The organism is Lachnoanaerobaculum gingivalis (assembly GCF_003862475.1).
Lineage (GTDB): Bacteria > Bacillota > Clostridia > Lachnospirales > Lachnospiraceae > Lachnoanaerobaculum > Lachnoanaerobaculum gingivalis.
The window spans coordinates 188,594-214,059 of the sequence record NZ_RRCO01000002.1 but is presented as its reverse complement, the minus strand read 5'-3'; the positions used below and the strand labels follow the sequence as shown (position 1 = coordinate 214,059).

The window sequence follows — 25,466 nt, the reverse complement described above, 5'->3', positions numbered from 1 at the left end:
CTACATTTTTATTATACCACTTTTCCCGTATAAAGTTGATAATATCTTCCTTTTTGTTCCAATAAACTTTCGTGTGAGCCACGCTCTATTATTCTTCCTTGCTCAAGTACCATTATTACATCAGAGTTTTTAATGGTTGAGAGTCTGTGGGCAATAACAAATGTTGTTCGACCAATCATCAAGGAATCCATACCTGCCTGTATAAGCTGTTCGGTTCTTGTATCAATTGAAGATGTAGCTTCATCCAAAATAAGTACAGGAGGATCTGCTAAGGCAGCCCTTGCAATAGAAAGGAGCTGTTTTTGACCCTGTGACAGATTTGCACCACCCTCGTGAAGGAATGTATTATATCCGTCAGGAAGTCTTTCTATAAAACCGTCGGCATTTGCCAGTCTTGCAGCCGCTATGCACTCCTCATCTGTTGCATCAGGACGACCATAACGAATATTTTCCATAACGGTATCTGAGAAAAGATTTGTTTCCTGAAGAACCACACCCAAAGATCTTCTGAGGTCATCCTTCTTTATCTTTTCGATGTTTATACCGTCATATCTTATCTTACCGTTTTGAATATCATAAAATCTGTTTATAAGGTTTGTTATAGTTGTCTTACCTGCACCTGTAGAACCTACAAATGCAATCTTTTGTCCCTTGTTTGCAAAGAGATTTATATCATGTAGTACTATCTTTTCAGGTACATATCCGAAGTCGACATTTTCAAATACAATATCTCCCTCAAGTTTTGTATATGTAATTTCTCCGTTATCATGTTTATGCTTCCATGCCCAGATTCCGGTTCTTGATTTTGACTCTGATATATTTCCCTTACCGTCTATCTTTGCATTTACCAGTGTTACATATCCTTCATCATCTTCTACAGTTTCATCCATAAGTGCAAATACTCGCTGACTTCCAGCAGCCGCCATAACTACCGCATTGAGCTGTTGTGATACAGTCATAAACGGTCTGTTAAATGCTTTTACCAGCGAAAGGAATGCGGCTATAGTTCCTATGGTCACTCCGAAATGACCGTTTATAGCCAGGTAGCCACCAACTACAGCTATTACTACATAACTTAAGTTTCCGATTTGTGCAACTATAGGCATAAGTATATTTGCAAATCCGTTTGCTTTTGAAGCGGCATCACATAATTCATCATTTATGGATATAAACCCTTTTATGTTCTTATCTTCATAGTTGAATACCTTTACAACCTTTTGACCGCTTATCATCTCTTCTATATATCCGTTTACTTTTCCAAGAGTAGCCTGCTGTATTCCGAAATATTTACCTGAAATACTTGCGGCCTTACCTGAAGCCTGTACAGATATAATAATCATAATAACAGACACTAAAGTCATCATAGGACTTAATGAAAGCATTGTGATAAATACAGCAATTAAAGAAAATAGTGCTTCTACCAGCTGTGGAAATGATGTTCCTATAAACTGTCGCAATGTGTCTGTATCATTGGTATAGATGGACATTATATCGCCATGTGAATGTGTATCAAAATATCTTATAGGAAGTTTTTCCATATGTGCAAAAAGATTTCTTCTTATCTCACGCATGGTTCCCTGTCCTACATTTACCATTATCCTGTTATAAGCAAATGATGCCAATACACCCACCGAAAATATACAAATAAGTTTTCCTATCTCAATTGCCAATGGTGTGAAATCAGGATTAGTTTCTTTTGTTAGAGGAATTATATAATTATCTATAATATCCTGCATAACGGAAGCACTGATAGAACTTACTATCGCCGATATCAGTATTCCTATAATTACAACAAAGATACTCTTTTTATAGTTTTTTAATACAAGTGATATTACTCTTTTCATGCTGTCACTTGCAACAACCTGTATAGTTTGATTTATACCGCCTTTTTCTCTATTTATTCCCGACATTATGCACCTGCCTTATCAAAATCCGCATTACCTTCAGACTGCGCATTTGCTGTAGTTCTGTAAATCTCATTAGTCTCAAGTAATTTTTCATGTGTATCAAATCCAACAATCTTACCGTTATCCATTACAATAATCTTATCAGCCTCTTTTATAGATGATATTCTTTGAGAGATAATAATTTTTGTAGTATTAGGTATCTCTTCTTTGAATGCTTTTCTTATCTTTGCATCTGTAGCGGTATCTACAGCAGATGTAGAGTCATCAAGAATCAATATCTTAGGTTTTTTCAGAAGAGCTCTTGCAATACAAAGTCTCTGCTTTTGACCACCTGATACATTACTTCCGCCACGCTCTATCCATGTATTATACTTTTCAGGCATTCTTTCTATGAATTCGTCGGCACAAGCAAGTTCACAGGCTTTCTTTATCTCGTCGGGTGAAGCATTCTCATTTCCCCAACGAAGATTGTCAATTATACTGCCTGAGAAGAGTACATTTTTTTGCAATACCACACTTACCGCATCTCTAAGACTCTTTATATCATAGTCCTTTACATTCTTTCCACCCACATATACATTTCCCTGTGTGGCATCATAAAGTCTTGGAATAAGATTTACCAAAGATGTCTTTGAACTACCTGTTCCACCGATTATTCCTATGGTCTGACCTGATGCTATATGAATATTTATATTTGACAGCACAGGTTTTCCGATACCGGCTTTATATGAAAAGCTGACATTATCAAAGTCAATGCTGCCGTCCTTTACATCTTTGGATGCATTTTCCTTTGTCTTTATATCACTTTCCTCCTGCAAAACTTCCGCAATTCTCTTTGCACTTGCTTCAGATAAAGTAATCATTACAAATGCAAACGAGAGCATCATCAGTGAAATAAGTATACTCATTATATATGAAAAAAGAGATGTAAGTTCACCTGTTGTTAATGCTCCGGCTACGATTCTTTTTGCACCGAACCATGACAGCGCAATTATACATGCATATACCGTAAACATCATCAAAGGATTGTTTATTACAACAAGTGATTCCGCCTTTACAAACAACTTATATAAATTTGTTATAGCTCTATCAAACTTAGATATTTCTTTATCTTCCTGTACATATGATTTTACAACTCTTATACCTGAGATATTTTCTTGCACATTTGCATTCAATGCGTCATACTTTTCAAATACCTGATTAAAGAGTTTAAAAGCTACCGCAATTATAATAGCAAGAGCCGTAGCTAAAAAGAAAATAGCAACGAAGAATATAACCGACATATCTCTTGAAATAGATACAGCCATAATCAGAGCAAAAATAAGTGTAGCAGGAGCTCTCATCAACATTCTAAGTATCATTTGATATGAATTTTGAACATTGGTTATATCTGTCGTAAGTCTTGTGACAAGACCGGCACTTGAAAACTTATCAATATTTGAAAAAGAGAAATTTTGAATATTTCTAAACATACCTTCTCGTAAATTTTTAGCAAATCCCGCTGAGGCATTTGCACCGTAAATACCTGCGGCTATACCGCAAATAAGTCCAAGAATAGCCAGAACTATCATTATTGAACCGTATTTTATTACCGCACCGAAATCATTAATTGCAACGCCTTTATCAATTATAAATGTCATCATATATGGTATAAGTAATTCAAATACTACTTCACCTATTATGAATGCAATTGTGAGTAGGGAAGCAACTTTATATTCTTTTATATATTTTGCCAGTACCTTTAACATATGTTTCTCCTCTCTCTAATAAAAAAAAATTGCACATAATGTACAATCTTTTAAATGAACTACCTCTCAATATTTAGATAGATTGATGCAGAAAAAGGGACTTGAACCCTCATGATATTGCTATCACACGGACCTGAACCGTGCGCGTCTGCCAATTCCGCCATTTCTGCTTATAAGACCACGTGAGATTACCTCACGTGGCAAGTATAATACAATACTAATTATTATGCAAGCTTTGATTTTGCAACTTCTGCTAACTTAGCAAAACCTGCAGCATCATTTACAGCCAACTCAGCAAGCATCTTTCTGTTCATATCAACGCCTGCAACCTTAAGTCCGTGCATAAGCTTTGAGTATGAAAGACCGTTGATTCTTGCAGCAGCATTGATTCTTGCAATCCAAAGCTGTCTGAACTGTCTCTTTCTCTCTTTTCTACCTGCATAAGCACTTGCTAAAGCTCTCATTACAGACTGCTTTGCAATTCTGTACTGCTTTGAACGAGCTCCTCTATATCCCTTTGCAAGTTTTAAAACTCTATTATGTCTTTTCTTTGCATTTAAAGCACCTTTAACTCTTGCCATTTAAAAACCTCCTAACCCTTCGTCAACTTATAGATATGGTAAAATTTTCTTCATAACTTTTGCGTTTGTAGCATCTGTTACGATATCTTTTCTAAGATTTCTTTTTCTCTTTGTTGACTTCTTAGTTAAGATATGTGACTTATAAGCTTTATTTCTTACAAGCTTACCTGTTCCTGTTTTCTTAAAACGCTTCGCTGCTGCTTTATTTGTCTTTAGCTTTGGCATAATGAATCCTCCTTTTATTACAATATCTTTAAGCCTTCTTTGCTGATAAAAACATTACCAAACTTCTTCCTTCTGCCTTAGAAGGTTTGTCAATTGTTGCCACATCTGAAAGAGCCTCGGCAAAATCATCCAAAATATATTTTGACTTGAACATTCTTGCCATCTCCCTGCCTCTAAATCTTAGAGTAACCTTAACCTTGTTTCCTTTTTCCAAGAATTTTCTGGCTGAACCGACTTTAGTATTAAGATCATTAGTGTCAATATTTGGAGATAAACGAACCTCTTTTACTTCTATTGTCTTTTGCTTTTTCTTTGCTTCCTTATCTTTTCTGGCAAGTTCATATCTGAATTTACCATAATCAATAATTTTACAAACAGGGGGTTTAGCTGTTGGAGCAATAAGAACCAAATCCAAGCCTGCTTCCTCTGCTTTTTCCCTTGCCTCATTTATTGAAACTACACCTAACTGTTCACCCTCTGATGAAATAAGACGAACTTCTTTAGCTTTAATCTGTTCGTTAATCAATTGTTCGCTAATACCTTTATACCTCCATTTTCCTTACCAATATAAAAAGGCAGATAGAAAACTATCCGCCCAAATAATCATTTAATCAAAACCAAAAAAATGTTTATATGAACCAAAGTCACTCCTGTGCTAAGGTGAGGCGAACCTGCTTTCTTTCAACGTGTTTATGTTATCAGTTTTCTTTTTGTTTGTCAATAAGTTTTTTTATTTTTATGGATGTACAACTTCATATCCTTCAATGTCATAATAACCTGCCGGATCTTCATCTCCTCCAAACCATAAATGAGAGTAATTTTTATCCATAGCCACTCCCATAGTTGTTATAAATGACCAGTCATTATCACCTGTTATTACTTCATTGTGACCTGAAGAACTCTTCCATAAATCAAGAGCAAGCTTAGGATCTATTCCTATACTGTGGTATACGGATATTTCATATCCCGTTCCCTTATAGTCTGTCAACTCACTTGGCTTATCCCACATGATTTGTGCATGTGCATGATCGGGTGTGTATGCTCCACTGCTCCAATTTCCGTTATTTGACCAGCTGTGCAGATTGCCCTGAATACCTCTGCTATCAAGCTGAAGTCTCGGTGTGTAATCATGTGAATCTTTTACATGGGCTCTTGCAACACTTGTAAGCGATTTTGAGAATGACAGCTTAGAAAGTCCAAGACTCTCTCTATACTCATTTATCAAATAATATAAATTTGCCTCAGCTTCACTCAGTCCGTATTCCCTAAGTTTGGCAATAATCTTTGCTCTTGTATCTCCTTCAACATTGTCGTTTGTAATAACAGTTGTAGGAACATTTGTAACATTAGTATCATTAGCACTTGGTACTGCCTGAGTTGTAGTCTCATTGGCATCATTAACACTCGGCACTGCCTGAGTTGCAGTATCATTGTTTTGGTCGGCAGTCGGTCCTATATTATTTGAATCAGAAGCTGTATTGTCAGCCACAGGTCCGATATTATTATTTGTGTTTTCAAATACTTTTGTTTCTTCAAAGAGATTTGAAGTATAAGCTTCTACTGCATTATTCTCATCGTATACCTCTTTGATACCCTCACCGGCCAAAGAATCTATATTATTTTCCAAATTTTCAAAAACTTCACTCTTATAATACTCGCTTAACTCCGCACCCGGACCAATCAAGCTTTCCAATTCTCTTTTATCAACATCCGGCTTGTGAACGTTGACAGTAATACCGGTCTGATTTGCATCCAAGCTGTCTTCTATCCTCTCACCGTTTTCAAGTACATAGTGACCGTCAGGTGTCATTGCACTTACAAGCATTGCACCGTCAGAACCCAAATAATAGTTTTCCACCCATGAGTCTTCTACCATGTAACCGTTATCATCAAAATAATACCACTTTTTATTTATATTTTTCCAAGAGTCACTAGGGTATGTGCCATCGACCTGTCTATACCACCACCCAATATCATTTTGCTTCCATCCCTCTAAAACAGGAGGTGATGCTAAAGCAGTCATTGATAATAAACAACTTGTAAAACAAACAAAAATTAATCCCAAGATTTTCTTGCTTAAACCCATTTTAATCTCCAAAATAAGACTTTACAATCTCTCAAATGCACATAATATGTCATAATTTATTTCTTCATAGAAAGCTCTTCTAAGCTCCGAATATGATGTGTATCTTTTCAACAGGACCATTAATTTCGTAATTGTAGCTTCCAATGTCATGTCATATGCCTCTATAAGATTGAAATCTTTTTTGATTTTTTGACCTACCTGATAAATTTCCATGTTGGAACCCTCGTTTACCACCTGAGTTGCCATGACAATGAATTTACCCATTTCCTGCCACTTCTCCATCTCAGTATAGAATTTATCAAGCATATTGTCGGGTATACCCCCAACTCCGAAACTCTCTATAATAATGCAATCATAGTTATCAAATAAATATCCAAGCATGCCCTCTTTCATACCCGGAATCATTTTTAATACACATACCGAATCACTTAAGTCAAGGAAGAATCTTACCCTCTCTCTCATTGGTATGTATGGAATGTATCTTATTATGTGCTTTTCCTGGATTCTTGCAAGTACCGGGAAATTCACACTATGAAATGCATTGAATGATTTTGCCATCATCTTTTTTGCTCTGGTACCGGCAATTACATTACCGTCAAATACCAGAACAACATTTTGAGAATAATCATCACATGCATAGAGAATACTGTCTCTTAAATTTAATTTTGCATCTGTGCCGTCTATACTTATCGGCTTTTGTGCTCCTGTGATAACTATAGGCTTTCTGGAATTTTGTATCATATAGCTAAGAGCCGCCGAAGTATATGCCATAGTATCCGTACCGTGTAAAATCACAAATCCGTCATAGAAATCATAATTTCTTTCAATAGCTCTTGCTATATCCTGCCAAATACTTGGAGTAATATTTGTAGAGTCAATATTGCAAACCTGCAATACATCTATCTCACAATACTCTTCTACTTCAGGTACAAATGTCAAAATCTCAGGTGCCGAGAGTGCCGGTGACAATCCCTCACCCATTTGCTTTGAAGCAATCGTTCCACCTGTTCCTATCACTAAAATCTTCTTCATAGTGTACTCCTTATTCGATATATTAGAATACATTCAAATAAGGCAAAACTCAAGTAGAATAATTACCCTATTTTAGGTAATACGCCTCGAACGAATCGAGGCGTTCACCATTTTATCTGAATATAGTTCAGACAATATTATCGCCAAGCTCCCTCAGCATTTACATGAAATCCGTCAGGAGTCTCTTCGTTTACATACATAGAACCAAGCGGTCTTATATCCTTGTTATCTCCATAGTTCCAACGACCTGTGGTATTGTCAAAGAACCATGTCTGAGCCGGTGGGTTAGGATTGAAGAAATACCAGTTTCCATCGATCTTATCCCATGAAACATGCATATGACCGTCGTTTCTGTCAAGGAAATACCATCTTGTATCATCCGGATCATGATGCCATCCCTTAATCATCTCGCCAAAGAAGCCGTCATGATTCATTGACAGATAATACCACTTGTTTGTATCTCTATCTAAGAACCATCCGCTATCCATGATACCGTCCTGTTCAAAGTGATACCATTCAACCTTTGTTCTGCCCTCAAATGTGTAGCTTAGTAATTGCCATCCTGTTACTCTCTCACCTGTTGTAAGCTTAAATATCCACTTTGAATTATCAAGATTCTGAGCTGCTTCCTCAGGATTGATAAGTTCCCAGTTTCCGCCTATGCCTACTGCAATAGGTGTTGATCCTGACCAAGTGTTAGCTCTTCCTCTTCCTGCATTTGAAGAAGCTGCGCCACCACCTGAGCTTCCACGACCGGAGCTACCGCCACTTGAAGAACCGCCACCGGTTGACTTTCTTCCTGCATTTTTTAATGCAAGCTCAAGTGCATCAAATGCAGCCTTTAACTCGGCTGTTGATGACTTTCTGTTAGTCTTTGTGAGTACAGCCTGTGCAGCATCAATTGCCATTTGTAACATTCCTGTATTGGCAACTTTTGGAAGTTCAATATTAGCCTGTTTTATAAGATCGTCAAGGTCTCTTGCAGCCTGAGCTCTATCTACTCTGTCATTTGAGAAATAGAGATATACTGTAGCATCAGACAATACTCTTGTAGTTGTATCTGTAGGTACAAATGAATTTCTGTCATCACTCACACCTTCATAATGCCATGTTATACCATTATTATCCACATAGTCATTTGTAATGTTTGCTGTGTACAAAGACGCATAATCTTCTATTACTCTTGTAGGAGCAATATTAAGTGTGGAAACAAGACTGCCATCTCTTGCATCTCTTACTATAACTTTTCTTACATCATCAGGAAGTGTATATCCCCAAGCATATGTTGAACCGTTTGCCACTGTAAGCGAGAACTCTCCTGTATAAGAAGGTGATGTGAAATCAACTCCTGTAAACGGATTTATTGTATTACCGCCTGCATTTGAAGGTGATGCAAGACTTCCTCCAAGCTCATAGAATCCATAGCTTCTGTTGCCGAGCAAAGCACCTGTCTCAATGTTTGCATCGAATGTAATGTCTGCTCCTGTAGGATCTACATAGTTCTCCCAATTTCCTGTTGCAGGATTCTTCTTTTGAACATTAAATGTCATAAGGAAAACAGACTTGAAGCTGTCATCTGTTTCAAATGCAATAGCATTTCTTGTAGCTGTAGGTATGCTCGACTTTATAATTTGAATTCTAAAGTCCCCGGCCTCATTTACTACCGGATAAATAACACCGACATTCTGGTTTGAACCAAGATTGTCCACGTAGTTCTTAGACCATGTATTACTTGCTGATATCGGTGAAAATACTGTCTGTAATGTAACAGGAACATTAGGCATAGTAAATGCAATTCTGTCTCCTACAATATTGTAGTTTCTAAGGCCTCTAACTACATTCCAGCTCTGGAAATTCTTGCCTGAGGTATCTATAGGAGCTGCCTTTATTTCTACTTGTGTCCCTTCAGCTACACCCTGTAAAGGGTTTCCGGCAGAAGCATTTGCGCCGTTAATTCTCACAAAAGTATACTGTGGAGTGGCATCTGCAATAAGTGTTATATCATTGTTCGTATTAACAATAACAAGGTTTGCAGTACTTACAGTTGTAGGTGATGTAGTAGCCTGTCTGGTTACAGGATCTGTTGTTGTTCCTGTAGGTCTTGCTACTATCTGATAATTCACATCAGGATCAAGGTTGTCAAATACAATATTGTTTCCTGAAGGAGTTGTAAACGGATATACCACTCCGTTTGGTCCTATCAGTGCATAGTCTGTATTTGCAGATAAAGGTGATATTGTAATTTTAGCTTTACCACGATTATTCGGATCAGCCCCCGGCTGAGGATTTATTGCTGTAGGTATTGTTGTAGATGTCGGTGTTGAAACATCACTGCTTGGAACAGGCATTCCTACAGATATCACTGCCGTAGGTAAAGCTGTATATACTTGATAGCTCTGTCCCGGATTGAGCGAACTGTCTGTTATCTCACCGGCTGTAGGTACAAGATTTGCTCCGTTCACTATTTTTACAACATTTCCTGTAATAGGATCGACTATTACATAGCGAAGCCTTGAGTCAATAGATGAAGGATGTATCTGTATTGAAGGTGTTCCGTTTGTAGGATGTAATTGACCGTCGGCTACAGGTGCATTTGCTACAAGTGCTGTGGTCGGCTGTGCAAATGCTGTAAAAGTCTGTCCGTTCAAATTGTTAATAGGTGTGGTTGCATCAACAGGATTAAAGTTACCGTCAAACCACTGTACAGTATAACCCGTATCAGCATTTACTGCAGTATAAGCACTTAAATCACCAAAAGTAAGATTTATAGGATTTCCGCTTGCATCTACATTTGCAATCTCCGCATCCTGACCCAATGGCAAAGGAGATATATGACCGCCTATATTAAAATGATAAGTATTAAAGTTACTTGGTATCTTTGTAAACTTGGCAGTCAATGTAATTGTATTCTTACTTTTTGGAATTCCTGTAACAGTCTGAGGTGTACCAAGATTTAAGTTTACAAGCTGTGATCCAAGTTCAGATGATGTCTCCCAATGATCAAATCTATACCCTGCGTTTGGTACCGGATAATATATCATATCACTTGGCTTTATATCCACATCATATGTAGTACTTGTACTTGTCTGATTAAGCCTTGACAGATTAATTGCAGCATCTGTATTTACATTGTACTCTGCAGCTGTAGGTGAATTTGCAACTCTTATACTTCCTCCGGCTCCGTTTATCGGAATAAGTTGAACTATAGCTGTAGGATCAACTGCATATGTTACAATTATCTCTTTATTTTCGATAGGACCTGTAGCGACAGTAGTTAAATCAAAGTATTGGTTTGTATCACTCCAGCTTGAATCAATATTTGCTATAGCTGTTTGATATGAGCTACCCCATGTTGCGGTACCACCGTTTAGCTGTGCCTTCGGATGATCTGTACCGTATTTATAATTAGCTACCTTAGGAACAGGTATATTAATATTATATGAACCTGTACTGCTATATCCTGTTTTAAATTTGAGGAATGTTGCATTACCCGAACCATCCACTTCTTTATATTTGCTGCCGTTAGATGCTCCGGTTGTTGTAGGAAGTGCTCCATTAGCTCTTTCATACTCCGATAATATCAGGCTTGTGATATCATTTCCCCTATCATCCATATACTTCACACTAAGTGTAGTCTCAAATGCTGGATTGATATAGTATTTGTAGGTTATCTTGACATCCTGGTTTGGCATTTGACCACTTATCTCACCGGCACCTGTTGCTGCGCTTACTGAATTTGCAGTGAGTCTTGTATAGTTACCTGTAGCAGAAACTGCATCATTTGTAAGCAATGTAGCATTAGCTGTGGGATTACTTATTGCAATATTCCTATCGCTGTCAATATAACTTATATTTACTTCTTTAAGAATATATCTATCTGATGAAGCAGCCCTAGTAACATCTTTTGTACTGATGTTTGTATTTGGTCCAATATTCTTTGTACCAATATTTTCCAGTGCAGACTCATAGTATAAGCCACCTACTCTTCCTTTTCTACCTGACAAAACAGTTAAAGCAGCATCTTGGTATATCTCATCCACTACTTGCAAAGATTTTTTTACACCTGTATCTACTGCATAATTAAATGTAATTTCTGTATCTTTATTTACCATGGTTCCACTTAGGTTTTTATTATTATCCATAGTAAAACCTGAATCAATAGCATTAAAACCTGTAAATGGTGTTGTAAATAAAGGTGAAGTATTAGGTTTGAAAAATTTAACAGTATCGTCTGCACCTGTATTTGTTATCTTAAACCCGTTAGGTACTATAGGTGACTGCGGTATTGCATCTAATACATTTTTTGTTGTATCTAAATTTGCCGGAAGTCCCGGAACATAAACACCTGTATCAGCAGTATACTTTACTCTTAAATTATAGTTTTTACTTGGATCGGCCTTAAGTTTAGCATAATAAGTTTTTCCGTTACTTGGATAATTTAGGCCGTCCATTCTCCATAAACCAAAACCGTTTTCCTTATCAGTCATCCAATGCTCTATCGCATAGCCTTCCAATCCGATATTGTCCCAAGATTTACCGTCAAGAGTCTTTGTATTATCAAAAGTTCCGTTATCCGGATTACCTGTGTCCGGCGATACGAAAGGCAGATATACATAGTGATTGGTGTGATTTACTTCCATTCCATGAAAGTCTCCACTACCTGTATCTATTAATGTATTTGCAGTTCCTCCCGTAATATTAATGTTTTGAATAATATTTTTTAAAGAAGGATTCAAATCCGTAAAATTAAACTGAAAGTTTGAACCTGTTGGAGCATCCGGCTGGGTAACCGCTGCTCCCCAAACCGGCAAACTTGCCGGCTGGGTTGCTAACATTGTTCCAACCAATAGGGTCGCAATTTTTCTTTTCATTGTTTTCATATTTTTCTCCAATATCACTGAAGTCTCTCACCATTGGCATTTACAGTGTAGCCGTCAGGTGTTTTTTCATTTTCATACATTGATCCATATGGTCTTGAAGATGTCTTTACATAATCCCATCTCATATCAGTAGAATTCCATTCATATGTAGGTGCAGGAACCACAGGATTGAAGAAATAGTTCTTTCCTCCAATATTTTGCCATCCTGTAAGCATAGCACCGGAATTATCCATATAGTACCATCTTCCGTCTTGAGGATCCTTATGCCATCCTCTTGTCATTACACCATTGTCTTCATCCATGTAATACCATTTATTTGTATTTGTATCTAGTACCCAACCAAGAACCATTTGACCTTCAAGAGCTCCCTTCCCGGTATTCATAAAATACCAGTTCTTTGTAGAAGGATCCTGCATCCATCCTGTTACCATAGTTGACCTTGAATCAAAGAAATACCATCTGCTCACAAGTTTTCCATGACTGTCAGGAATCTGAATCTTTGCCCATGAAGAGTTGAGTGGAAGGCCACCGTTAAGTACAAAACTCCATCCACCGGTCACAGGATTTGTCTCCCATTTACCGTCAGTTCCCAAAATAAAGCTTGTTACATTGCTTCCCTCAAGAGAAGCCTTATTGCCTATTGTATTTTTTTCTCCCGGTGTCAGAAGTATAGATCCTCTTCCTGCTGAAGAGTTACCACCTCCGCTTGCACCTCCGGTTCTTCTGTTTCTGTCTGCAATTCTGCCGTTAGATATATTGCTGTATCTGTTAATAATATCAAGCAATCCGTCAATAGCTCTTTGAAGTTCTGCATAGTTTGCCATTCTTCCGTGGTCGATACCGTCTTTATCCAAGATACCTCTAGCCCAAGCTAATGTATCCATAGCTTCCAATATCTTTTCTCTTATCGTATCAGCCTCGCCTGCCTTCAGATAAGGATCACCAAGTAAATCCTTTGCTGTTTGAATTGTATTTCTAAGATCTACTCTGGCTTTGTCTACCTTCGGCTTGTTATTTTCATAGTAAGCATAGATAGTCATAGCCTTTGTAATATTCATTGAAGGATCAAATACAGAGAGAGAATTCTCCTTCTTTGACCAATTCTTATAGTTGTGTTCCACACCGTAAATATCTTCAAAAGGTGTTACAAGATTTCCGGCTGTTTCTCCGTCCGCATATGCTTGTACAAGAGAATAGTCAAGAGAATAATCCGCATCCTCTACAGCCTCTTTTCTTCTAACCTTAAACTTATGATAGAAGTTTCTGCTTGTATCATTCAAATACTTATAGTCAAGTACAGGCTTATTATCTACAAACACAACCTTAAATATCTTTGAATAAACCAAAACATAAGTATGATTTATATTTGCAGTAAATTTAAACAGTCCTGCATTATTATCAAGTTCTCCTATATAACTCATAGCAACAGGTGTACCTGTAGTTACATCAAAAATCTCATAGTCAAGCTGATCGGTATCTGCTGCCGGAAGCTGTGCTGTTACATCAATGCTTGCATTTGAATCTGTAGCTCTTCCAACCTTTCTTCCGTCAACATATCTTTCAAGTTCTATATCAAGAGCGTATGCTGCAGTGTATGCATCAGGATGATCCACACCTGAAATAGAAACAGGCTTTACCAAAGCGCTTTCAGCATTGCTTGCATTTCTCTTTGAGAATATAACTCTATAGTCAACCTTTGCTCCGTTTATTCCGATAAGTGATTGATCCTGTGGTGATGTAAGATCATGTGCCAGTGCAGGTATCTGATTCGGATCAAGTCCGAACTCTCCTACTGCACCTCCTCTGATTTCTTCATCTGCATCCGCATCATCAGCTGCAATCTTAGGTAAATCATATACCGCCTTGAAAACAATATTTGAATTTGACATTGTAAATGAATAATCATTATCAAGTATCTTTCCGGTAACTCCTACTGCTCTACCTGCAAGAACCTGCCAATACTTAAAGTTATATCCTGCAGAATTCACCATATCTGCATGCAGATTTACAATATCTCCGGCCTTTGCATTATCAAAGCTTACTGCATTAACACTGTTAGCTCCAACCATTACAACTTCGCCATTTACAGCTTCTACAATATACTTAGGTGCATCAGCCATATCTCCGGGGTTAGCTGTAATTGCATTTCCGTCAGGCAATTTACTGAGCGGATCAGTAATAGATGTATCACCCTTTCTTCTTGCCACTACTGTGTATGTCTCATTAGGATTAAGGTTTTTAAAAGTAACTATTGAAGGATTTCCTGATGAACCTATCCATCCGTTATCACTTCCCGGATAATTTATGACATTTCCGTTTTCGTCAATAAGTGCATAATCCGCATCAGGGTCGGCAGGATTTATAACAACCTCAGCCATTCCGTCATTTTCCGGATCATAACCGACACTATAGTTATTATCAACTGTAGGTATATATGTATCTATAGGTGCTGATATATTACTGCTTGTAATACTTGACGTAGGATTTCCTACAACAGCAATAGTATCAGGTGTACCCTCTTGCACATCATAGTGTGCTCCCGGAATAAGATTTGGAACATTTGTAATACTTCCAATAGCTTCACCTGTAACTACTGCTACAATCTTTCCGTTCTTATCACTTATAACATATACATTTCCCGGTGTTGTACCGTTTATTCTGATTTCACCGCTTCCATCGTTTCCAAGATGACCTGTCGGTACTATAGAACCTATAGTAAGTCCCCATGTAACAGGATCCTTAGTAAAGTTCGCATAGTATGTAGCATTATTTACAAGCGGACTTGTTGCAGTCATTGCATTATTTGCACTGTCACTCCAGTTGGCAAAGTTGTAGTTTACAACAGGAATAGTGCTTGGTAAATCACTTTGAATCTGTCCCCATGTATAGTCATATGGCTTATGAAGTGTAGCAGGTGTTCCAACACTTCCATTTGCATTTGCGGCAAAGTTTATATCAATCCACATAGAAGGATCTTCAATGAATTTTGCATAAAGTGTAAGTGGAGTACTTCCTGCTGTAGCTGTATCGGAAGGTAGCGGATAGGTACCTACAACAGGTATAGTTGCGGCAGCATCCATATACCAACCGTCAAACTTATAATAACGATTAGCTACCGTTCCCGGTATACTTCCCTGAGCATTAAGCTTATTAAATGTATCTGCTTTTCTGTCACCTAAAGCTGTACCGTCACTACCAAGGAATGTAGTCGGAACTCCGGGGAATAATGCACCGATACTTCCCTCATTATTTGGAGAAGCTGCAACCTGGAAGTTTATAGCTCTCCACTTATTCGGATCACGACTAAGCTTGTAGTCAACACCTATAGGTCCTGTGGATGAAATAGGCATAGCTCCGGTTAATGCGCCATCTGCCGGATTTACACTTCCCCATGTTGAACCTGAAGGATTAATGTCTGCTGTAGAGTTGCCATCCCAGATATATCCATATAGCTTATCTCCTGCAGTAGTTCCTATTGCAGGTATTTGCATATTTGTAATAGTAGAACCGGGTGCTATAGCATCCACACTACTTGCAAGTACACTATTCGGTACTTCTCTGTCAAAGAATCTACGAACAAGATTGTTTGAAGAATCGGCTGTATAAATATATGTGATTTCTACATTCTGATTCGGCATATGTGCAGTAAACAGTCCGTTTGTCTGGTCATTTAATGTTATAAAACCTGCACTGTCAAGACCTGTCTTATAATTTGGGAATGTTAAATCCTCATGTCCCCCCTGTACTATACTAAAGGATGTATAATTATATCCTGTAATTGAAGTATCAGGCTGACTTGAGAAAATCTGTTCTGCATTTAATGAAGCAGTTTGATCAGCTGCCAATGTATTTCCCGCACTGTCACGGTGATGAATGGTGTAAGTAAATGTCACAGCAGGGTTAACCTTATATCTGTATGTAAGATCCACTCCTGTTGTATTCATTGTTGCATCTACATGACCTGATGTAGCATTCACAGTTCCGGCACTATATGGATTAAGCACACCTGTATTGAATTCATATCCTGCTATAGAAGTAAGCGGATCTGCAGTAATTGGTTGTGTAAAGCTATACTGTCTAGGTGGTTCGCTACCAAAGTCTATAGGTAATGCTACATTCGAGTTCTTATGTGTTACTGTAAAATTATGTAGCGTTGGATCAGGTGTCCATTTTGCATAAAGATATACATTACCTGCCATAGTAGGTGCAGGGAATGTATTAGAAGTACCAGTTACAGGTGGTACTCCATTAAATGCAACACCATCTATATCACCTGTATTATATACTTCATCCCCAGTATTATCAGTATATGTAAACCAACCATCGAAATTATATCCATACTTTGTCGGAATTGGTAAAGCACCTAAAGTTGTGACCGTTAGAGATGCGCCGGCATTCTCTTCCATATTTGCTATCACATTACCACCCTGTGTATCAAAATGATAACGAACAACATTTTTCTTAAAGTACACCGTAATATTTACAGAGTTGGTGCCCATAGTACCTATAATATTTCCGTTTGGGGTTCCTGATGTATCGTTTTGTGAACGTACAGTTGTTACTACTGACGGAATATCAACTCTGTCAAGTACATACCCGGCATAGTTTCCTGTAAGTGTAGGTAAATCATATTTTATATTTGCACCTGCCGCATATGAAGTTGTATACGGATTTGTACCAACTATATGATCACTTCCTGTAAAGCTCATATTTCCAAATGGAATGCTGTTTCCATCCTCATCTGCATAGTTTAGCGTAAAGCTATATACAGGTGCTTTTAAGTATACAACGTTTTGTAATTGATTTGTTCCACCGTTTATAGTGGTTCCGGTTCTTACCTGTTGTGATACATTGCCCGGTGCAATCGTCTGTCCCGGTTTATCTGCAGTAATACTGCCTATTGAATATGGAAGTGCCACAGTTCCTCTTCCGGAGTAGTCTAATACTGTACTTCCCTCAGTATTTGAAGAAGGTAGCCTTGTCTGGTCTGCTTCATTTACACCAACACTTCCTGTAAACTTAGCTCCCTTTGGTATATAAAGATAGTTTGCACCAAGACCTATATTGGCATTAGTTGTTGTATTTGTAGTTGTATCTGTAGTAGTGTTTCCTGTTACATTTACATTTCCTGCAAGTGTAAATGGGTATACAGTTGGTGTTGAACCGGTAATAGCCATTGCATCTGCCAGACTTACAGCAGAAACCTTGTTATCAGATTCGTTACCTGTAATGTTTACAGTACCTGTACCTGCATTTGCCGCCACTACACCATTACCTTCAACATCTATAGCCGAAGCCTTAGCAGTAGTTCCTTTAACCTTATTGTTTATCAGTGTAGTTCCGGATTTCAAATTAAGCTGACCTTCAACCTTTACCAAAGCACCTGTAACATTAGTACCTGCTGTATCAGTTGCAGCCTTGTTACCATCTATCTCTATATTTGTAAGAGTAAGCGTCTTTCCGGCAGGGACCTCTATTAGGTCGCCAGTAAAATCGTTCTTACGAATAAGCTTCTTTGCCTGACCGTCAGGCATATCTTCCGGATGAGTTCCATAGTAACCTGGATCATCCGGTACACTCATTGAACCTATTTTATCATATAGACTGGTCTGGATTGTAAGACTCTTTAAATTTAAAGCATTATTCCAATTAAGTGTTGAAGGAATCTCTGTATCTTCCATTACATAAATATATGCCTTTTCAGTTCCACTGGCTCCTATAGCATCTATTGCATCCTGTACATTCTTATAAGGTTTTGTAATATATCCTGTAGATGCACCATTTTGATCACCATAAGTAGGATCAACATAGTATACAGATACTCTCATAGAAACTTCAAAGGTTGTACTCTTGGTTTGCCCAGGTGCCAAATCAAAGAATGCTGAAAAAGCTGCTGCTGAATCATATCCCTGTACCAAAGATTCCCTTGATTTCACAAACGTAAAACCTGTATGATACACTGATGAATTTGTAGCATCCCATGGTGTCATTGGCCATTGACCGGCCCACACCCTTCCCTCTCCCGACTTTACCTTTACATCAAAGTCAGAAAGTTTATAAGTATTATCTGTAGAAGCCAACTCACCATTATTAAATAAATCTTGCACTTCTGTATTTGTCAAATTTGCCATCATGTGAAGATGTTTTCCACCCTTTGTAACTAAGATAGGTGCCTTGTCATGATTATATAAGAATGTATCTGACTCATTACCAATCATAAATTTTATATTATCACTAGTTGTGTTAGCTACTGTATAAGTTACCAGTAAGTTTTTATCATCGTCATCCGGCTTTATTTCTTGTCGGACTTCAATTTTTGTACCTGCCGGTTTTCCTGGTACTTGAAGTTCTGTGATGCCACCATTATATGTAGCAGGAAAAAGTTTTACAGGAAAACTATTGGGATCTATTGACTTATATTTAGCAGCGGCTCCTGCACCACTAAGATGCGCAAAATAATCATTACCTTGCATTGAAGCGTCATCAGGAGTAATCCCGTTCCCTCTGTATGTAATATATGGTGTCAAATATGTAAGTGAATTAATTGTATCATTTGGTCTAGGCTCACCAAAACCATAATAAGTAGGCCAATAATTTTTTCCATATGCAGTACGTACAGCAGTAGTATAACCCTTTTGAGGACCACTTCTAGCTGTTTCAGTATCATCTATTACTGCTGAAATATTAAAGGAGTTTGTATTACCAATGTTGTTGGAATATAGGTAACCCCCTTGAGTAAATAAATCGGCAGGATCGTAGTTAGTATTTTGGCCAGTAAGTCCTGCTCCCATCTTCTGGAATGTGAATCCTGTAGATTCCGAAGAACCATAACTGATTCTATTATTACCGGCACCACTTGTAGTCATATACGGGTATCTATCCCCATTATCCGTTAAGCTTGTATTCGGCACCAAACTGGTCGCCTTTACTTCCATCTCCCCAAAAGGCAGCGTTGTTGCCACCATTAAAAAGGATAGTAGACCCGCCAACAGTCTTTTACCCTTGTGATTATTCTTTTTCATATATCACCTCTATTTTTCTTTTCGTACAAAATAAAATCATTATCTTGTTATCCTCCATTGAAAATATAAAGAATCTAAAATCGTATTTTTCGCACCCTAAACAAGAGTTTCCTACCTAGCCCAAGTAAGTTACCCTTGTTTTTTATTCTCAAAATAAGGGTTTCTTACCTAGCCCAAGTAATCTTCCCTTGATTTTATATCCTTTATTTTACCTTTGTTTACCCTCTTGCATAGATAAACTACCCAATTTAATTTAAAACAATCTTCTTAATAGAAGAATGAAATTTGTCTATACGAATCTAGCCCTTATCCATATAAACAAAGACTTCATTTTATTGCATTCTTGCTTTGCAAAAAAATGAAAATTTACCCGATTAACCCTACACCTCCTTAATAACAATAAAATTTGATTTTTAAATCCTTACTATTCTACTCTATTTTTTATGTTTTTGGAACTATCAAATGATACTTTGAAAGTTTTTTTCTTAAACTTTTCTTATTTTTTATATTTATAATGCTTTTTAAAACCGTCTATAAAGAAAAAATAGTGTAAATGATAATCTCATTCACACTATTTATGATACTTAAGATATTTATTCCTCAGGCATAAAGATTATATTCAATCTGCCCGTCTTTTAATTCTATATTGCATGTGTTTCTATATCAAAAAGCTCTTTAATGTTCCCCTTGTCAGAATCTCTTTCGGACTTCCGACATCAAATACTTTCTTATCATTCATCAAAATAATTCTATCACAATATGACGCCGCTATATTAAGATCATGTACACAACAAAGTATTGTCAGTCTTTGTCTTTTAAGTATATTCATGATTTGATACTGGTATCCTATATCCAAGTGATTTGTATGTTCATCAAGAAGTATTACAGGAGCTTTCTGACTCAATGCTCTGGCGAGTAAAGTTATTTGCTTTTCTCCACCTGATAATGAAAGAAAATGTCTGTATTTTGTCCGGCACCCGTTCTCTCAAGATTTAGAGTTATGGTGTATGGCTCATATTCCTTTTCTTCCGAGTCATTGCCAACCTTTTGTACATCCTTATTTATTGTGTACTGATCACCTTTAGAACCTACTACTCTCTTTTGATTGCTACATGCAGATAATACAAGTGCTGATATACACAATCCTGTTAATAATGCTATTTTTTTCATTTTTCTCCCTTCAAGTAATTCAAATCAGTATCTGTAAATGATTAAAATTTACACCAGGTATGTATTTTAGTATTTTAGTAAACAAAGTCAGTACATAAAACTAAATTTTTATGCAATATGGCTATGCCCCTTTGGGTATAGCCATTACCTACCTCAGCTCAATATTTTTCGCATTGTACCAATGGAAATCGTTTTCAATACAATATCTTTCTATCTCATTTTTAAGTTTACTGTCAGCCCCATATTCCAGTAGAAATACTTTTAATCCACACGAATTCACTTTTTTCAAGTATTTTGTAAAATATTCTCGTTCTTCTATGCTCTTTTTATTATAAGTTTTATGCTCAAAGTCTATATCGGTAAATACACTTTCTTGATTAACACCGTCAAACATATCCTTTGCAATTTTTTCATCAATGCATTTACTCACAAAAGTATCTCCACCATTGATTATAATATCAAGATTATATTTTTGAAGGCCCTTCAAAGTAGAACAAAGTCCGTTAAAGATATTTTCATCCTTAAATTGATAATATACATCACAGTTATCTATAAAAAATCCGTCAAAACCCTTATCTGCGATATTTTCTCCAAGTTCATCTACAACAAGATTCTGCCATTCCTTATCAGAAACATCCATCCAGTACTCATCTTTCCAGTTCTCATAATTCCCCAAGACTTTACCTTTAAACTTCTCATAGTATTGACGGTAGCTTTCCAAAGACCCTATATTAAGATAGGCATATATTTTTTTATTCTTCTCATGTAGTTTCTTTATATCATCCTTATTAAATTCAGTCGGTTCAAGAACCAGAACTTCGTAATTATTAAGCTTCATCCCGTCTTCTTTACTGATACCTATAAATACACCGTAATATTTATCTTGTAAAAATCCGGCTTTAGCAAAAGCAAAAAGAACAATGCCGCAGACAACAGCCAAGATGATAACTCCATTTTTTTTCATAGAAAAACATCCTTTCTATATTTTATACACCCTATTTATATCAATTATATATACTTTAAGCAAGCCCATAATTTTACATAAAGTAAAATATACTTGATATAATGTAACTAAAGAGTTATATTGATGATGTAAAACATATATGACATTTTGTCTGAAAGGAGTTTTTATGGAATATATTATGATTGGTTTATTTTTTGTAGGTGTATTTGGAGTTTTGGCTTTCAATTCAAAAAAGTCAAAAGAAGAATATGACGAAAGACAGTTGGCTGTCAGAGGACGTGGTTATACTTATGCATACTTTACCGTAATGATACTTTCAATTTTACACGTATTCACAAAAGATACTGTATCATTACCTGTTTCAAATGATCTTATAAGTGTTATAATACTTTTTATATCAGGTATTGTGCTGAATACTTATATTATTTTTAATGACGCCTGTGGCAGTTATAAAAAGAATAATTATATAAAGCAATTTATCACCTATATCATTATTTTTTTATTAAATGCCTACTACTTAATAAGGCCTGTATCAGATCACACATTGTTTAAAGACGGAGTATTACAGTTTAGAGAAGGCATAAATTTTATTGCAGCTGTTGCCATTATTATTTTAGCTTTAAACTTGGTAATAAAATTGATTATAGACAGATGTAAAAAAGATGAGGAATAAGGGAGAACTATGAAAAACCTTAAATTAAAATCCGCCAGAGCCGCCAAAGACCTCTCTCAACAGCAGCTTGCAGATATAGTAGGTGTGAGCCGCCAAACTATAAATGCTATAGAAAAGGGAGACTACAATCCCACCATTCGTCTTTGCCTATCCATCTGCCACGCACTTGATAAGACTTTAGATGAATTGTTCTGGGAAGAAGAATAAGAGGGTACTTGCCCTCTTATTTTTTAATCGACTTCCTCACCCAATTTAGATAATGTAATCTTTTTGTATGCATTAGATTTATCATTAGGATGCGGTTCCAATCCGATAACCGTAATATCATTTTTTTCCGGTCCATAGACCCAAAAAATCCTACCTGCTCTTGGTGTATTATTTTCCAAATATGATTCCCATACCTTTAATCCGTATCTCTTTGATAGAGAGTCTATCTCATGCGTTTGCAGCCCGGGATATCTAGGATTTTCCGACAATAATTTAAACGCTTTACCTATCTTCTTATATTGCTTTTCATCTTCCTTATTTGCAGTATTATTCTTTACCTTTGATGAAAGGTTATCCCAAAAATTTTTCATTTCAGGTACACCCAATTTTATTTTATACATATTTCACCTTAGAACTCAGATAAGTCAATTTCATCTGATGTAATCCCGTCTTTAATATTTTCGACTGCTGTATCCATCATATGTAATGTATTTTCAGAAATTCTGAACGGCTCTCTAAGTTCACGAGGCTCAAGCAGTATTGTACCGTCTTCTTTCTCTTTAACATGGTAGTACTCAAATATACATCCTCTTAAAGTAATTCTTTTCTTTGAATCTAACTTTGCATCATATTCTCTTACACTTGTATTCATAAATCCCCCTAAAAAACACCTAATTTTGTGGGAATTCCCACCTGTGTCTATAGAATAACATTATAATAAATCCCTGTCAATCTTAGCTACTACCTATTTTATTTCCATCCTACACACAAATCCTACATCCTCACCATTATAAAATCTTACTTTCCATCTATGATACCATGCTACCTTCTTAACTATCTTAAGTCCGAGTCCATGTTTTCCGACGCTTTTACTCTCGGCATATGATTTTTCATTCAGTCTTTGTAAAATTTCAGCCGGTACTCCGCTTCCGCTATCTCCAAAACTGTTTTCTTATTTTCGGGTCTTCAACAGTTTGTTACATGCAAACAGCCTCTAAAGCCTTATAAATAAAGGGTTTTCTGTGTCAAATTTCTTTTATTTTATTGTTGTATTTTGTTGTATTATATGATATAATGAAGTATGAAACTTTGGTATGACAAAAAATCGAAGGATCCTACTTATTTTATTCAAAGAGGAATCCGAAACGGAAAAAAGACTACTACTAAAAATGTGGTTCGCATAGGAAAACATTCCGAACTTCTAAAAACTACCGCTGACCCTCTGGCTTACGCTCTTGATGAGGTCAAAAGATATAATGAGGAGTTAAAAAACAATAAATCGGTAGCTTTAGATTTTAAGTTTGACTTTAATGAAAAAATCACCTATCAAGATGATTTAGTATCTAAGTCTAAACTTTTAAACATAGGATATTTTTTCCTTCAGCAAATTTACCATGATCTCAAGATTGGAGCCTTCTTCAAAAATATAATAAAAGATACTAGAATACAGTTTGACCCAAATCTGGTAAATAGATTCCTCACTTATTCTCGTATACTTAATCCTGACTCCAAGCTAGGTACTCATCAGAATCTTGTTAGCTTTTATGAGCAACCCACATTTGGTTACGAACACATTCTTCGTACACTTGACATTATGTATGATCATTATGATGAGTATATTTCTCATCTATATGATGCAAGTACGAAATTAATAAAGAGAGATACCTCGGTATGTTTTTTTGACTGCTCAAACTATTACTTTGAAATAGAATCAAATGACGAAGATTATATTGATCCTGTAACCGGTGAAGTGACTAAAGGTCTACGAAAATATGGTGTGAGTAAAGAACATAGACCAAATCCTATTGTACAAATGGGACTATTTATGGACAAAGACGGTATACCACTATCTATGTGCATTACTTCCGGTTCTGATAATGAGCAAACTACTGCTATTCCTTTAGAACAAAAGCTAATAACTATGTTTAAGGGCAAAAAGTTTATTTATTGTGCTGATGCCGGTCTTGGGTCTTTAAATATCAGAAATTTTAATTCTATGGGTGGCAGAGCTTTTATTGTTACTCAATCCATAAAGATGCTTTCTAATACGTTAAAAGAAGCTATTTTTAGTGATATTGATTATCGCCTATTATCTAATGATAAACCTGCAACTATTCAGCAAATGAAAGATTTTGATAGGTTTGATAAAGTTAATGCAGAACTGTACGATGATAGGATATACAAGATAATCCCTGCTGATAAGGCATTTGACCTTGGACTTTATGAAGAAAAGGCATGTAAGAATGGTACTATTAAGAAAGTTAAGTCAAAGGCCGTAGTTCCACAAAAAATCATTGTCTCATTCTCAAGAAAAATGATGGAATATCAAAGATTTATACGAAATCGCCAGATAGAAAGGGCTAAGAAGCTCCTTACTAAGCTGGACCCCGAAACCTATAAAAAAGGGGCAAATGATATAACTCGTTTTATAAAACGAACCACATCAACATCCTCCGGTGAAAAAGCTGTAGATACCTACGAACTTAACCAAGAAGCCATAAATGAAGAAGAAAAGTATGATGGATTCTATGCAGTGGCAACAAATCTTGAAGATTCAGCTAAGTATATCTTAGAAATTAGCTCAAACAGATACAAGATAGAAGATTGCTTTAGAATAATGAAAACCAATTTTTCAGCCAGACCTGTATTTCATCAAAATAGAGAGCGAATAGTAGCACACTTTATGGTCTGTTACACAGCTCTTTTAATATATAGGATTCTGGAAAAGAAGCTGGATATGTATGGAACGCATTTCACTGTAGAGAATGTTATAGAAACTTTGAATAACATGCAGGTAGCTAATTTAGAAGATGTATGCTATATGTCAACATATGATAATTCACAAGTACTAACGTCATTAAATGCTATCTTTAATCTTGAATTGGACAAGAAATACTATCAGCCAAAAGATTTAAATAAAAAAATAAAAAAGATTTCAACTTGAACTTTCCATACAACATTTTTTAGATAC

17 protein-coding genes, 1 tRNA gene and 1 pseudogene are annotated in these 25,466 nt (G+C 36.4%); 3 read left to right on the top strand and 16 right to left on the bottom strand.

Going from position 1 to position 25,466, the window contains the following annotated elements:
• Positions 1-11: 11 nt before the first annotated feature.
• The 13 genes from EHV10_RS05205 to EHV10_RS05145 form a co-directional block, all read right to left on the bottom strand.
• Positions 12-1,910: an ABC transporter ATP-binding protein gene (locus EHV10_RS05205; protein WP_128673744.1), complete on the bottom strand. Its 1,899-nt coding sequence runs from the start codon at positions 1,908-1,910 to the stop codon at positions 12-14.
• Complete coding sequence (locus EHV10_RS05200) at positions 1,910-3,655, bottom strand: ABC transporter ATP-binding protein (RefSeq protein WP_128673743.1); 1,746 nt, start codon at positions 3,653-3,655, stop codon at positions 1,910-1,912. Before EHV10_RS05200 ends, EHV10_RS05205 begins: the two co-directional genes overlap by 1 nt.
• A gap of 86 nt (positions 3,656-3,741) precedes the next feature.
• A tRNA-Leu gene (locus EHV10_RS05195) sits at positions 3,742-3,825 on the bottom strand.
• A gap of 54 nt (positions 3,826-3,879) precedes the next feature.
• Positions 3,880-4,236 (bottom strand): 50S ribosomal protein L20, encoded by a 357-nt coding sequence (rplT, locus tag EHV10_RS05190; RefSeq protein ID WP_007591881.1) that lies wholly within the window; start codon positions 4,234-4,236, stop codon positions 3,880-3,882.
• 27 nt (positions 4,237-4,263) lie between these two features.
• Positions 4,264-4,461, bottom strand: coding sequence for a 50S ribosomal protein L35 (rpmI, locus tag EHV10_RS05185; protein ID WP_007591879.1), 198 nt, complete (start codon positions 4,459-4,461; stop codon positions 4,264-4,266).
• A gap of 28 nt (positions 4,462-4,489) precedes the next feature.
• On the bottom strand, positions 4,490-4,987 hold the full coding sequence (gene infC / locus EHV10_RS05180) for a translation initiation factor IF-3 (protein WP_007591878.1): 498 nt from the start codon (positions 4,985-4,987) through the stop codon (positions 4,490-4,492).
• Between the two features lie 210 nt (positions 4,988-5,197).
• Positions 5,198-6,547 carry a CAP domain-containing protein gene (locus EHV10_RS05175; protein ID WP_128673742.1) on the bottom strand — a complete coding sequence of 450 codons (1,350 nt, stop codon included), beginning with the start codon at positions 6,545-6,547 and terminating at the stop codon, positions 5,198-5,200.
• 21 nt (positions 6,548-6,568) lie between these two features.
• On the bottom strand, positions 6,569-7,579 hold the full coding sequence (locus tag EHV10_RS05170; protein ID WP_128673741.1) for an asparaginase: 1,011 nt from the start codon (positions 7,577-7,579) through the stop codon (positions 6,569-6,571).
• Positions 7,580-7,716: 137 nt separating this feature from the next.
• A complete protein-coding gene (locus tag EHV10_RS05165; protein ID WP_128673740.1) occupies positions 7,717-12,459 on the bottom strand; it encodes an N-acetylmuramoyl-L-alanine amidase family protein in 4,743 nt (1,580 codons plus the stop codon).
• 14 nt (positions 12,460-12,473) lie between these two features.
• On the bottom strand, positions 12,474-19,481 hold the full coding sequence (locus tag EHV10_RS05160; RefSeq protein WP_128673739.1) for an InlB B-repeat-containing protein: 7,008 nt from the start codon (positions 19,479-19,481) through the stop codon (positions 12,474-12,476).
• Positions 19,482-20,139: 658 nt separating this feature from the next.
• Positions 20,140-20,385, bottom strand: a complete 246-nt coding sequence (locus EHV10_RS05155; protein WP_330508470.1) for an ABC transporter ATP-binding protein — start codon at positions 20,383-20,385, stop codon at positions 20,140-20,142.
• A 17-nt stretch (positions 20,386-20,402) separates the two neighbouring features.
• Positions 20,403-20,651 carry a hypothetical protein gene (locus tag EHV10_RS05150; RefSeq protein WP_243116074.1) on the bottom strand — a complete coding sequence of 83 codons (249 nt, stop codon included), beginning with the start codon at positions 20,649-20,651 and terminating at the stop codon, positions 20,403-20,405.
• 148 nt (positions 20,652-20,799) lie between these two features.
• Positions 20,800-21,615: an endo alpha-1,4 polygalactosaminidase gene (locus EHV10_RS05145; protein WP_128673738.1), complete on the bottom strand. Its 816-nt coding sequence runs from the start codon at positions 21,613-21,615 to the stop codon at positions 20,800-20,802.
• A 166-nt stretch (positions 21,616-21,781) separates the two neighbouring features.
• Between EHV10_RS05145 and EHV10_RS05140 the strand changes: the two genes are divergently transcribed.
• Both EHV10_RS05140 and EHV10_RS05135 read left to right on the top strand, forming a co-directional pair.
• Positions 21,782-22,288, top strand: coding sequence for a hypothetical protein (locus tag EHV10_RS05140; RefSeq protein ID WP_128673737.1), 507 nt, complete (start codon positions 21,782-21,784; stop codon positions 22,286-22,288).
• Positions 22,289-22,297: 9 nt separating this feature from the next.
• Positions 22,298-22,495 (top strand): helix-turn-helix transcriptional regulator, encoded by a 198-nt coding sequence (locus EHV10_RS05135; protein WP_128673736.1) that lies wholly within the window; start codon positions 22,298-22,300, stop codon positions 22,493-22,495.
• 23 nt (positions 22,496-22,518) lie between these two features.
• Here the strand turns inward: EHV10_RS05135 and EHV10_RS05130 are convergent, their stop codons facing one another.
• The 3 genes and pseudogenes from EHV10_RS05130 to EHV10_RS15370 form a co-directional block, all read right to left on the bottom strand.
• Positions 22,519-22,896 carry a hypothetical protein gene (locus tag EHV10_RS05130; protein ID WP_162497852.1) on the bottom strand — a complete coding sequence of 126 codons (378 nt, stop codon included), beginning with the start codon at positions 22,894-22,896 and terminating at the stop codon, positions 22,519-22,521.
• 8 nt (positions 22,897-22,904) lie between these two features.
• On the bottom strand, positions 22,905-23,147 hold the full coding sequence (locus EHV10_RS05125; RefSeq protein ID WP_128673735.1) for a hypothetical protein: 243 nt from the start codon (positions 23,145-23,147) through the stop codon (positions 22,905-22,907).
• A 93-nt stretch (positions 23,148-23,240) separates the two neighbouring features.
• Positions 23,241-23,420, bottom strand: a pseudogene (locus EHV10_RS15370) (ATP-binding protein); the annotation flags it as partial.
• Positions 23,421-23,576: 156 nt separating this feature from the next.
• On the opposite strand from EHV10_RS15370, the gene EHV10_RS05115 reads away from it, so the two are divergent.
• Entirely contained in the window at positions 23,577-25,439 is a 1,863-nt protein-coding gene (locus EHV10_RS05115; protein WP_128673213.1) for an IS1634 family transposase, read from the top strand.
• Positions 25,440-25,466 lie beyond the last annotated feature (27 nt).